The sequence below is a fragment of the Capnocytophaga sp. G1920 genome (assembly GCF_051417515.1).
Map to the genome: position 1 here is coordinate 73,864 of NZ_JBPRKH010000004.1, position 13,080 is coordinate 86,943.

The 13,080-nt window shown below is 41.7% G+C and carries 8 protein-coding genes; 1 reads left to right on the top strand and 7 read right to left on the bottom strand.

From position 1 onward, the window contains the following. Positions 1–10: 10 nt before the first annotated feature. From ACSQ7D_RS04000 to ACSQ7D_RS04025, 6 genes are all read right to left on the bottom strand, one after another. On the bottom strand, positions 11–3,007 hold the full coding sequence (locus ACSQ7D_RS04000) for a reprolysin-like metallopeptidase (protein ID WP_437135452.1): 2,997 nt from the start codon (positions 3,005–3,007) through the stop codon (positions 11–13). Between the two features lie 83 nt (positions 3,008–3,090). Continuing rightward, complete coding sequence (locus ACSQ7D_RS04005) at positions 3,091–5,472, bottom strand: reprolysin-like metallopeptidase (RefSeq protein WP_437135453.1); 2,382 nt, start codon at positions 5,470–5,472, stop codon at positions 3,091–3,093. A 68-nt stretch (positions 5,473–5,540) separates the two neighbouring features. Then, positions 5,541–8,567 carry a reprolysin-like metallopeptidase gene (locus ACSQ7D_RS04010; protein WP_437135454.1) on the bottom strand — a complete coding sequence of 1,009 codons (3,027 nt, stop codon included), beginning with the start codon at positions 8,565–8,567 and terminating at the stop codon, positions 5,541–5,543. 75 nt (positions 8,568–8,642) lie between these two features. After that, positions 8,643–8,888: a hypothetical protein gene (locus tag ACSQ7D_RS04015; protein ID WP_009417563.1), complete on the bottom strand. Its 246-nt coding sequence runs from the start codon at positions 8,886–8,888 to the stop codon at positions 8,643–8,645. A 12-nt stretch (positions 8,889–8,900) separates the two neighbouring features. Next, positions 8,901–10,772: a glycoside hydrolase family 13 protein gene (locus ACSQ7D_RS04020; protein ID WP_437135455.1), complete on the bottom strand. Its 1,872-nt coding sequence runs from the start codon at positions 10,770–10,772 to the stop codon at positions 8,901–8,903. Between the two features lie 106 nt (positions 10,773–10,878). Next, on the bottom strand, positions 10,879–11,010 hold the full coding sequence (locus ACSQ7D_RS04025; RefSeq protein ID WP_437135456.1) for a hypothetical protein: 132 nt from the start codon (positions 11,008–11,010) through the stop codon (positions 10,879–10,881). A 131-nt stretch (positions 11,011–11,141) separates the two neighbouring features. On the opposite strand from ACSQ7D_RS04025, the gene yaaA reads away from it, so the two are divergent. Continuing rightward, positions 11,142–11,900, top strand: a complete 759-nt coding sequence (gene yaaA / locus ACSQ7D_RS04030; protein WP_437135457.1) for a peroxide stress protein YaaA — start codon at positions 11,142–11,144, stop codon at positions 11,898–11,900. Between the two features lie 30 nt (positions 11,901–11,930). Here yaaA and ACSQ7D_RS04035 read toward each other — a convergent pair whose 3' ends face one another. Continuing rightward, positions 11,931–12,725, bottom strand: a complete 795-nt coding sequence (locus ACSQ7D_RS04035) for a DUF2797 domain-containing protein (RefSeq protein WP_289013083.1) — start codon at positions 12,723–12,725, stop codon at positions 11,931–11,933. Between the last annotated feature and the right edge of the window lie 355 nt (positions 12,726–13,080).

The following is a 13,080-nucleotide window of genomic DNA, read 5'->3' on the forward strand; positions in this document are numbered from 1 at the left end:
TTAGTAGTATCTATTTTACGTATAAAATTCCTTTTTTAGTTTGTTGTTGTCCTTTAAAATAGTAGATAACCACATAGAAATAAGTACCTGCTAAGCGTTTACTACCTACCACTCCTTTTACATTAGGGTAGCCTCTGAAATAGTCACCATTTTGCTGATAGTGGTTATTTTCATACACTTTTAAGCCCATTTCATCAAAAATAAGTAATGAGATAGGGCGATCTTCATCGGCATTTTCTACCTTGAAATAGTTCTCGGGGTTAGTAGTTGAAACAGCATTATATATTATAAGTGTCGCAGAGGGTGATTTGGACGGGTCGGACGGATTAGGTTGTGGTTGAGGTTGTGGTTGAGGTTGTGGTTGAGGTTGGGGCTGTGGCTGTGGTTGGGGTTGTGGTTGCGGATTTTGAGCGTTAGGGTCAATAGTGATTACTTGTTCATAACGGTTTTCGTTATGAGCACTATCTTCTACAAACCATACATAGCGCACTATTTTTTTACCGTCTTTGTCTTCACTGCTTTGGCTAGATACTACTTGTAAAGCCCCATCACAATTATCGGTTGCAGTGAGGTTTTCTCTTACAGGTACATCGGCTTCGCTCTTTACGGTCATACTTGGGGGGTAAGACGAGAGCACTGGTTTTTGAGTGTCTTTAAGGAAAATTTGTTGGGTATGGCGGATAGGCAAAGCTCCCTCGGCATAGGCTATCCAAGAGCGAGTGAGTTTGTAGGACTTACGGTCACCTTCTCTAAACTCTTCTTCATAGTCTATGTGAATATTATTGGCTCCCTCTGCTTTTACTTCAGCTTTGGCAGGAATATCGCCTCGGCATTGTACGTGTTTATCCTCAGGAAGAGGAGCTACAAATCGTAAGGTTTTAGTAAGTGGTTCTTTTTCGTAATAGATAAATTGCTGTGCTGTAGCAGAATAGTTGCATTTATCTTTTGCTACCCATTTGCGCAATAAATAGGTAGTATGGTCTTCTTCTGAAAAAGTTACCTCAGCTTTTTTATTAGCACCACAATAATGAGATTCGGCGGTAACGTTAGGTTTTTCGGGAATAGCATTCTTTTTAACAGTTATCACAGGCTCAGGCAAATTTTTAAAGGTAATGTCAGGGGTGTGCATATCCAAAGTGCCTGGGGTGTCAGTGCTCACAGCGTAGGCAATATGGTTGAGTACTTCTATTTTAAAGAGTCCTTCTACAAGAAGATTATAATTTTTCCACCCTTTAGCTTGTGTAGGGAAAATGACCGTAGCTTGTCCGTTGTTGGGTAATCCATCGGCTAACACGTATTTATAGGTTTTTCCATAATCGTCTGAAAAGAGGATACGCACCTTACTATCGTTGCCAAAAACATTCTTATCAACATCCCAGTAGATAGTAGTTTCTTTACCATATTTAAATCTTTTGGCACTGCTTTTAGTTATATTAGTTATCCTAAAAGGCTTACCTTCTACTATATTTACTTTGGTTTCATAGACATCATAGAGCGCTACGTGAGGTTTTCCGTCTTTGTAAGCTCCTATTTTACCGTCGGATACGCCTAACCAAAAAGTGAAAACGCCAGTTTCGTTTTCACCTGTGAACTTATAAGGAACAGGTTTCCATTCATTGTATTCATTTTTTCTATAGGGTCGATAGAACTCTATATGATTACTTTCGGTAGGGCGATTAGAAGGGAAACGCGCTTTGCCAAACTGATTAAAATCGGCTTGATGTGCCATATAGAGAAGGGGGTCGCCATCGGGGTCGGTTGCTTCTATATTGAATTGAAAGTAAGTGTTAGGGGGTAGTTTGTATTCCTTCTTTAATGTAGAACGTTGGATTACAGGGGCACGGTTAGTAGAAACTTCACCATAAGGGATATTGTCCTGTGGCAAACCTACCAACTGTGTACGGGCTTTATCGCTATAATAAGCATCGTGCAAATTGGTACGGTTGCGGATGGTGTATATAGACGGAAGAGAGAAATATGTGCCGTTAGGGTCATTGATATAGCTCATAATAGAGTTCCCTCTATCGGGTTCGGTGAAGGAAGATGCGGTTGTCCCTCCTAAGGTAAAAGTGTGTGCGGAGCCTAATAAGTGTCCTAATTCGTGAAGGATGATATAAAACTCGTGATTGGCGATACAGCCACCTTTTAGTTTCCCTGTAATTTCACCCAAATGTGCTAATCCGCGGTTGTCACGGTATATAGAAAAGACAATACCTGCATCGTAATTCTTTTCGCCTATAAGGTTATTGAAATCTGAAGTCGCTCTATTCACTACCTCTCTTACCACAGGGTGATCGTATACTTCTTTGTCTTTGGTAGTGATGATAAGTCGAGGGTCGTTCACCAAAGTAAATTGACAGCCAATCTCTCTACCGCATACCTCATTGAGTCCTGCCTCTACTTTTGTCATAAATTCTTTTACCTTGTTTATATCACCATAACAACGTTCCTTGTAGAAACTGTAATCAATGAGCATAGCCAAACGATAGGTTCTGAGTACATTGGTATTGTAAAGCACTTTTTTGTCGTCAGACGGAAGTGCCTCTTCGTGCAGTATGGCACCACGTGCAGTCATTGCATTAGTAGGTACTATTTGCATAGGTACTTTTTGGGAAGTGGGCGTTGTAGCTTGGGAGCATTGCCCATCGGCGCAAGTGCCACAAGTGAAGTGTTCTTTATCGGTAGTAACTTTGAGCATTCCGTTTTCAGTATTGATGAAATAAGAATGACCATCGTGCCATACTTCACCTGATAGGGTAGTTTTATTCATTGAGAGTGTTCCTGCAAAATTGCCATTGTGATAGGCAACGAAAGTGCGGAAGCCTTCTTGGGCAAGGCTATTGGGGCGTGCTTGCCAGTCGAACGATATAGATTTTCCTTTGACAGGAACATTCCATTGTACTGAGGTGTTTGTATCAAAAAGGCGTATGACCTCAATAGCTTTTTGTTGTGCGTTGGTTACTGCTGTTAGTAAGAAGCAGAGTAGTAAAAGTCGTGATATTTTCATTTGTTGTTAGTGTTTAGTGTTATAGCCCCCGTTCCCTCGAAGGGGGACAAGCCGGGGGACAAGCCGCAAAAGTGATTGTTTTATTATTTGATGTATAAAAAGCCTTTTTGGGTTTGTTGTTGCCCTTCTTTATAATAGGTAACTATATAGAAATAGGTACCTGCAAGAGGTTTGTTACTTATAGTTTTTAGATTAGAGTAGCCCCTAAACACTTCACCGTTTTTGCCGTAATAGTTGTTCTCGTATACTTTGAGTCCCATTTCATCGAAGATGAGCACCGAGATAGGGCGATCTTCGTCAGCATTTTCTATTTTAAAATAGTTCTCGGGGTTAGTGGTTGAGACAGCATTGTATATGATTGCTGTTGCATTAGGTAATGTTGATGAGTCAGAAGAGTCTAACGGACTGGGTTGAGGTTGCGGGTTAGGTTGTGGTTGGGGCTGTGGTTGCGGATTAGGTTGGGGTTTGGGGTTAGGTTGAGGTTGAGGTTGCGGGTTGGGCTGTGGTTGAGGCTGAGGTTCTGGTTCTGGCGTAGTTTCAGGTTTTGTAGGGTCTTTTTGTATCATAAAACCTCCTACGTGATACGGCTTTGTACAAGACAATGCATAAGCCAAGCCATCAATCACTTCTATTTTGATGATGCCTTGTCCTCTTTGTTTGCCAAAATGTCCGCGAGTAGTACCTACGGATATATTGGGAAGCTCTACTTGGCAAGCACCATTATTAGCTACTTCTTTTTTCAATACATACTTATAGGTTTTACCAGAGTCGGTTGACAAAAGAATACGCACCTTACTATCTTTGGTAAAAATAGCCTCGTCTACCTGCCAATGAAGCGAAATTGTCTGACCTCCTTTGTAGGTCTTGTTCTGCTCCCAACTACCATTGTCGAAATTCTGTATTTCAAAAGGTTTACCTTTGACTATTTTCACTTGTACCTCTTCTACATCGTATTTCACTACGTGGTTACTATTGTCTTTGTTATGATCGGCAGCAGCTAACCAAAAGGTGAAACTACCTTCTTTGTAAGAATCGGCAGCTCCTATGGGTACAAAGGTATTGCGTTCACTCTCAAACCAAGTAGTTTCAAAGCGTATATTTCTTTCAGCTCTTCCCTTATAGGTTATAAAGCGAGCGTTAGATTTGGTAGAGTGAAAACGCCTATCAGCGGGGTGAGCTATATAAGTAAGCGCATCGCCTTCGGGGTCGGTAGCGTTGAGATAGAATTGAAAATAAGTTTCTTCGGGTATGGTATAAGTTTTCTTTAAATGCGTTCTATCAAGCACTGGGGGGCGGTTGTTGCTCTTTACTCCATAAACAAGGTTAGAGCCTGTACCTTCTACGCGTTTACCTGCCTCTTGGGTACGTGCTTCATCAGCGTAATACGCCATAGAGTTACCCAAGAATTTGCGTATTTCTTGCAGACTTATAAGCGAAAAGAAATCGCGTGGGTGCTCGTGACCGTAACTCATAATCGACTGACCCGAGCCTGTTTCAGTTTTACTAGAATATTGCCCTCCGTTAGAGAACGTATGGTCTGAGCCAAACATATGCCCTATCTCGTGGGCAATGGTAGAAGGTTTTATAGGGCGTGCAGCTGCGTTAGCTTTGTTGTGTTGCTCATAAGCGGCATAGACCATCGCCAAGCCATTGTACCTTTCGCGATAATCGGTGAGGATAATTGCTATATCGTATTTGTTTTTATCGTAACGTTTGTTGAGAGTGATAGTACCGTTGTTTACCACTTCATTAGCAGCTTCCCTTCTGCGGAATAAATGATTTTCTTCAGTTGTAAAAATAAGTGCCTCATCATCTACCAAAGTAAAATCCACCCCCACATCATTGCGATATAACTCATTCATAAAGGCAATGGTGGCATACCAAAACGTTTTGATTTTATTTACATTTCTATTAAAATATGCCGAATTGTAAATGCTGTAATCCACCGGTATTGCCAAGCGGTAGTGCCTGAATACGCCATCGGTGTGAATGAGCGCTTTAGGATAAAGTGAATTGTAAATCTCAGGTTGCTCGATAGGAGGGTCGTTCTTATCTTCATTGCCTTCGGGAAAGAAATTGCGGGCAGTGAGGGCTTGTTTCCCCAAAGAACTCGCACCACAATCGTGTTCATCGGTTACTGCCTCTACAGTGAGCATTCCTTGGGGAGAAGTACCCAATACATAGGACTTTCCTCTGTAAAACACTTCACCGCTTAACTGCTGTTTGTCAAAGCTGATGACGCCCACAAAATGGTCTTGGTAGTAGCCTACAAACGACCGAAATTCCTTAGAAGTAGTTCGCGCTTGCCATTGTACGAGCATAGAAGTTGAGTTAGGAATAGGGGGTGCCCATTCTACGGAAGACTTTGTAGCAAAAAGAGTTATAACACTTTGGATATTAGTTTGTGCATTGGCTACCTCTATGCTTAGGCATAGCCAAAGTAAGTAGTGTAATATATGTTTCATTAGTTTGGTTTTAAAAAACGGCGCAAAGGTACAAAACAATTAACAAATAGCAAGCAAAATTTAACAAGTTATCTTACATATAGGAATCCCTTTTTTGTTTCTTGCTGTCCTTTGAAATAGTAGGTAACTATATAGAAATAAGTACCTGCTAAGCGTTTGCTTCCTATCACTCCTTTTACATTAGGATAGCCTCTAAAATATTCACCTTTTTGTTGATAATGGTTACTTTCATATACTTTCAGGCCCATTTCATCAAAAATAAGTAAGGTAATAGGTCGGTTTTCATCTGTATTTTCTATTCTGAAATAGTTATCAGAGTCTTTTTCAGTAGAAACAGCATTGTAAATCACCACTTCTTTAACAGAAGGAACTATTGGCGGTGTAGGTGGTTGTGGTATTACTGGGGTAATGATAATGGTTTGCGTATGCTCTCTTTCATTGCCACACACATCACGAGCTACCCACTTATAAACAACTTTATAGAGCTTTCCGTTAGTGAGAGTTTCTTCTTTTGGAGACATTGTAACGGTAGGTTGCCCTGCACAAGTATCTTCTGCTGAAATACTCTGTTGTTGAGGGACAGGTGTCCCTTCTTTAATCGTGAGGTCTTGAGGTAAAGTCCCTACAAAAGTAGGTGGGGTGGTATCGGCTACGGTAATACGCTGGGTATGGGTAAGAGTTGTGCAACCATCAGAAGCGGTAAAAGTACGCTCTAACGTGAAGTTGTTAAGGCATTGCTTGTTGAGTTCCTTGTCGGCGCGACTAATCACTACCTTAGCACAACCTCCTTGTGTGGTGGGGGTTTGCACAGCGGGAATAGCTTTGGCACAATCGACGGTTATATTGTTAGGAAGTGTTGCCCAAGTGAGAGGTATAGGAGTTGTTTTAGACACAATGGTAATAATTTGCTGGTGGGTAGTAACATTGCCACAAGCATCTTTGGCTTCCCACATATAGATAAGCTGAGAGATTTTTCCATTAGTTTTTACTTCTTTATGAGAAGACGTAACAGTAGCGGTGTCACAATTATCAGTAGCGGTAAGCGTTACTTGGGTAGGGGTCGTTTCGCCTTCTTTAATACTCATATTTTGGGGTAAAGCACCTACAAAAGTAGGGCGAGTTTTATCTGTTACGCTAATAGTTTGAGTGTAAGTAAGCGTTTGGTTACAAGTGTCGGTAGCTATAAAAATGCGTTTGAGAGTATAAGTGTAGTCACAATTGCCTTTGATGCGTTCTTCTTTTTGAAGGGTAACCACAGGAGTACACCCCCCTGTAACTGTAGGCAATACTACTGCTGGAATAGATTGCTCACACGAAAGGGTAAGATGATTAGGGAGTGATGCCCAAAGAAGAGGTTCGGGGAGAGCAGGGTTCTTTTCAATAGTAAAACCACCGCTTTTAGGGTTGTAGTTAGTAAGATCAAAGGCTAAACCATCGATTACTTCTACTTTTAATACGGCTTGGGTAGTGCTGATATTAGGCAAGGTAATTTCTTTACTGCCGTTGTTATCAGCTTCTGCTACTACCATATGTTTAAACGTCTTGCCTAAATCATCTGAGAGCAGGATACGCACTTTGGTGTCTTTGAAAATAGTATTATCTACATTCCAACTAAGGGTAAGTTGAGCGCCTCCTTTGTATTCGTTTTTTGGGGTAGTCGTAATTTTGAAGGGGGTACCGTCTTTTACCGTTACTTTGGTTTCTGCCAAATCATATTGTACTATATAGTCGGCTGACGGTTGGAGTGGGGCATCGCTCACTCCCAACCAAAAGGTAAAAGTACCCGTAGTTTGTTGTGCTAAGCCACTATTGGCTATTACACTACCTGAGTCTTTGTGATACTCTGTTTTAATAGTTACAGGGTTAGCAGGAGTAGGTTTGTAGATAATGTATTGCGTTATAGGGGTTTCATCACCATTGCGTACATCGTGTTGGTTTACGGTGTATAGCAGTTCTGCACTATCGGGGTCGATAGCGGGGATATTGAATTGAAAGAAAGTACCCTTGGGAATAGTATAATGACTTTTAATCTTGCTGTGGTCTATGCGAGGGGCTTGAGTAGTGAAAGTCTTGTCGTGAGCTTTCACGGGGACTCTTGTCAATAGTTCCCGTATGCGCTGAATGCTCGACAGCGAGAAAAAGTCACGCGGACTGCCATAGCTCATCACCGAAGTACCTCTGTCATACTCTGTCTTTTCACTATCGTAAGCTTCTGAGCCCTTATAGCTACCAAAAGTGTGTCTCCCTCCGAATAAGTGTCCTATCTCGTGAGCTATGACTTCTTTGGTAAGTACTGCTACGGCATCAGCTTTGGTATTAGCCTGATAAACACCTTTAAGATAAGCCAATCCTCTGACTCCTTTTTTTAAGGAAGCGGTATACGCAAGAGAGATACCCACGTCATAACTATTTTCTCCTATAAGTTCATTGATAATCCTTGTTGAATTATCCTTAACGTAACTAGCATCACGATAGCTTGCAAAAGTCTCATCTTTTTCATCTTTAATGATGAGACGCTCATCGTTTACTAATTCAAAACGCACTCCCAAATCGCGTAGGTACACTTCATTTAGGAAGTTTTCTGTATCTGCCCAAAACGTTTTTACTTTCTGTATGTTTTTCTCTAAGTGTCCTGTACTGAATGTGCTATAAGGGATATGCATTGCCAAACGGTATACCCTTAGTGTTTGTGTGTTGGCAATGGTAGGAGCGGTTTCTTCGGCTAATATCGCAGGGCGTGCCGTTGAATGGTTCGGGTGCGAATGAGGCGTATCGGTAGTGCCACATCGGAAATCTTTATTAGGCGAAAAGACCAATTGTCCTTTTTGCTCGTTTATCTCAAACGATGCATCTCGGTAGTGAAAACTCCCCGACACGCTCTGTCCTCCTACCGAAAGGGTCGCTACAAAATTGTCTTGGTAGTAACCCACAAAAGAGCGAATTCCCTCTGAGGCAAGAGAGGTTTTGCGCTCCTGCCACTCAATGGCAATACCCTGTTGTGCCGATACTGCTTTTAGCCATTTATCCGCCTCGCTCTGTGCTTTCCCAAAGAACACACACACTATTAGCAATCCTATTGTAATGATGTTCTTCATCCTTTAGTCTTTTAACTGCTCTATAAGTGCTTCTACATTAAAACTGTTTTCTCTCTTTCAAAAATATCCTCAACTTTATAGTACTCCATTCATTTGTTTTATTAGCGGACTATAATAATGTACTACTTTATCCATAACAGAAAGCCTTGCCATATCATCAGTACCATATAGCATTTTTTCTTCCTTTAAATACATTTTAATTTTTTGGTCTAACGCATCCTTCTCTACCAAATTAGTTAAAGTAGATTTTTCCTTAATAGCCCTTACTTTTAATGAGCCTACAATCTGTAATGCTGTATCTAAACTAATAGGTTCTTTCATCATATACCTTTGTTATTTTAATTCAATGAGCATAGCGGTTTTAGCAGATATTTCTAAAGTGTCACCGCTCAGAGAGACCTCTTTCCCCGAGATAATATCTTTCCCCCTCAAAAATCCCGCCAAACTCTCGGCAAAGCGGTTTAAGTGGAGCGTTTGGCTCTTTTCGCTGTCGTTGAGCACTACCATTACGGTCTCGGTATCGTTGTAACGGAAATAGACATATACTTCATTTTCAGGCAAGTATTGCTTGGTCTTCCCGTAGTGAATGACCGCTTTGTCCTTACGCCAATTGAAGAGTTTAGCCGTAAAATCGTAATACTCTTTCTGGGTAGCCGTACGCCCCGAAGCACTAAAAGCATTCTGCGCATCGCCTGCCCAGCCACCAGGTAAATCCCGACGAATATCACCATCGCCCTTACTCTTGTCGCCTGTCATTGCTATCTCACTACCGTAGTACAGTTGTGGAATGCCTCGTGCCGTTGCTAGCAATGTGATAATCATCTTATAATCCTCTATCTTAGGATATACGTGATTGATACGTGCCGTATCGTGATTTTCTGCAAAGATAAGCAGATTGTTGATGTCTTTATACAGAAAGTCGTTCGCAAAGTTGTCGTAGAGTTGCATCATACTTTTGTCCCACGAAGGTGTGGTACGGAAAGCCTCACCTATTGCATCGAAGAGCGGGAAGTCCATTACCGTAGGCAGGTAGGTGTTATAGCTTTGTATCGCACTAATAGGGCTATCCTTTTGCCAATACGACACTTGTGCGCTTTCAGTAAGCCATACCTCGCCCATAATGTTGAAATAAGGGTATTCATCAGTAATGGCTTTCGTCCATTGGGCAATGCCTGCTTTGTCGTTATACGGATAAGTATCCACACGCAAACCGTCGAGGTCGGCGTATTCTATCCACCAAATCGCGTTCTGGGTGAGGTAGTTTAGTACCAATGGGTTCGCTTGGTTGAGGTCGGGCATAGAGCGTGCAAACCAACCTTTTTCGCAGTACTTTTTGTCCCATTCCGAGGCATTGCTGTCCATCTGAGTTGTTATCTTAAGAGAACTCTGTCCATAACCAGGAAATTGGTGTAACCAGTCGTAGCAAGGTAGGTCTTTCACGAGCCAATGCTGACTGCCCCAGTGGTTGGTTACATAATCTTTGATGAGCTTCATACCGCGCTTGTGCAAAGCCGCTGAGAGCTGTCGGTACTCTTCATTAGTACCATAACGCGGGTCTATTTTGTACACATCGGTTTGGGCATAAGTGTGATAAGAATGTTGTGGTTCGTTGTCCTCACATAAGGGCGTACTCCATATAGCCGTAGCACCTAAGGATTGTATATAATCCAAATGGTCGATAATCCCCTGAATGTCCCCCCCGTGACGACCGAAAGAATCTGAGCGGTTGAGCTTATCAGTAAGTGCGGGGTGCGAATCGTTGTCGGGTTTACCATTAGCAAAGCGGTCGGGCATAATAAGGTAAACCACATCGCTACTGTCGAAACTCTTGCGGTAAGCCGATCCCTCACGACGCGCTTTTAATTCGTAGCGAACACTGCCCACTTTCTTTTTCTTTTGCAATAGCGAAATGGTATAGTTGCCCGCTTTTTTATCTTTGGTATCAACAGTTACAAACAGATAGTTAGGGTTCTCTGTTTTCAGTATGTTTACAATAGGCAAATCGCTCTCCACATTGTACTGAGCGATATTTTTGCCATAGAGCAATACCTGCACTTGGCTGTAGTGCATTCCTTCCCACCAAAAAGGCGGTTCTACACGCTGAATCTGAGCGTGAGTCATTCCAAAAGTAAATAATCCCATAAGGGTAATAATGTATTTCATAGTGCAAGTTACACGGATGTTTATTCGCGCAAAGATAAGCATTTCTTTTTAAATAACAATGAAAAATAGTAGTTAATTATTTTAGGTCGGACAAGTTCGACCCACAGAACGAGAGATACAGTTGATAGTAACAACATTGTAAGTTCTATTAGTATTCTATTAATCTTTGGTTAGTCTCCATTGTAGACCCACTGTAGACCCACTGTAGACCCACTGTAGAGCCACTGTAGAGCCACTGTAGAGCCACTGTAGAGCCACTGTAGAGCCACTGTAGAGCCACTGAAGACCCACTATAAAGCCATCATAGTTCCGTTTAAAGTCTATCTAATGCCTCACTCCTACTCAATTGTCAATTATCAATTGCGAATTGTCAATTGTTTTGTAACTTTGCCCCGTTAATTATATATCACTATGAAAATCGTTATCTCTCCCGCCAAAACCATTAACGAAACATCAGCCCTACCTACTACCGTACACTCTTCGGCTATTTTCCCAAAGGAAATTGGCGAGGTAAGCACTGCCCTTAAAGCACTCTCTCCAAAGCAACTTATAAACCTGATGCATATCTCCCAAAAACTCGCCGACCTGAATTGGCAACGACACCAACAGCTCTCATTGCCCTTTACCCTACAAAATGCACGTCCGGCGCTCTTTGCTTACAATGGCGATGTGTATGAGGGACTCGATGCCTATTCACTCTCTAAAACGCAAATTGATAAGTTGCAAAAGTCTTTGCGTATTCTCTCGGGGTTGTACGGACTGCTTAAACCCTTAGACCTCATCGCACCTTATCGGTTGGAAATGAGCATCAAACTACCCGTAGGGAAGGCTACAAATCTATATGCTTTTTGGAAAGACAAAATCACTCAGGCATTGAACGACGAATTGCAAGAAGGAGAATTGTTTATCAATCTTGCCAGTGAAGAATATTTTAAGGCGATTGATACCACAAAGCTAAAAGTGCCCGTGATTACACCTATCTTCAAAGATTATAAAGGAGATACACTAAAAGTTGTTAGTTTTTATGCGAAGAAAGCGAGGGGTCGTATGGTGCGTTTTTTAGCAGAAAATGAGATTCGCTCAGTAGAAGATTTGAAAGGGTTTAACGCTGATGGATATGCGTTCTCAGAAAAGTTCTCGAAAGGAAATAATTTGGTATTTGTTAGATAAAAAACAAGCCCTCTGAGCTTTTTTAAATTATCAATTGTCAATTGTCAATTGGATTACGAGTCCTTCGTTACCTCGCACATTAAAGACGGTGTTGTCGCTAAAAATAAGGTATTGCCCTTTGATGCCCATTAGTTTACCACTATAAGTAGGGGTTTGCACCAGTTGCAGAGAGCGCACTTGGGTAGGGTATTTTTCTACGGGGAAATGAATGTGCAAAGGAGTGATATCTTCGGTGATGTAGGGCTGTACTTGGTCGGGGACAAAGTCGCGCACCTCTAATTTTACTCGCAATAAATCTACGGGAGTTATTTGGTTGGTGAGCATTTTGCGCCAATTAGTTTTATCGGCTATATGAGCTTTAAGAGCGACTTCGGCAATGCCTGCCAAATAGCGATTGGGTACTTCGGCAAGTATAAGGGCTTCGTGCGCCCCTTGGTCGATCCAGCGTGTTGGAGCTTGTGATTTGCGTGTTACCCCCACTTTTACGTCGCTGGAATTGGCAAGATACACATAATGCGGTTGCAACTGCATTTGTTGCTCATAACCCAAATCGCGCTCTTCGATGTTTAAATGCGCTTTGCTAAGTTCGGGGTGCATCACCCAATCGGCGGTTTGAGGGACTTCAAAAAAGCACTCTTTGCAATAACCCTGACGGAAAATAGGCTTGTTTTCCCCACAATTCATACACTGAAAGCGCACGAATTGGAGCGTTATATCCTTTCCGATGAGTTGGTTCATCAGCACAAAATCGCCTTCCATTGGCAAATAATATCGTATGGGGTCAGCCCATTCGGTAAGCATTTTTTGAAGTACTCCTTGAAACATAGTTTTAACAGTGAAATGAGGGGACAAAGATACAAAAAAAGTCCTAACACAACAAGCAAAACAATTAGCAAATAGAGCAAACGCACGAAATTAAGAGTTAATGTCCGTTCAATATATAATTCTGATTTACAGTTTCTTTTTACAGTATACTTCTGTGAAATCTAAGCAACTTGTTGCTAAATTCCGTGGATAAAATGAATAGCATCTAAAATTTGTCTGTGAAAAATCCGTGTGTTCCGTGAAATCTGTGCGAGACTCTTTGTAGCGAAGCTATCTTTTTTCCTCTCCGCTGGTGCGTTTCTTATAGCTCGTACCTACAAAACAGATTACAGCAGAAACAGAAGATATAACAGTG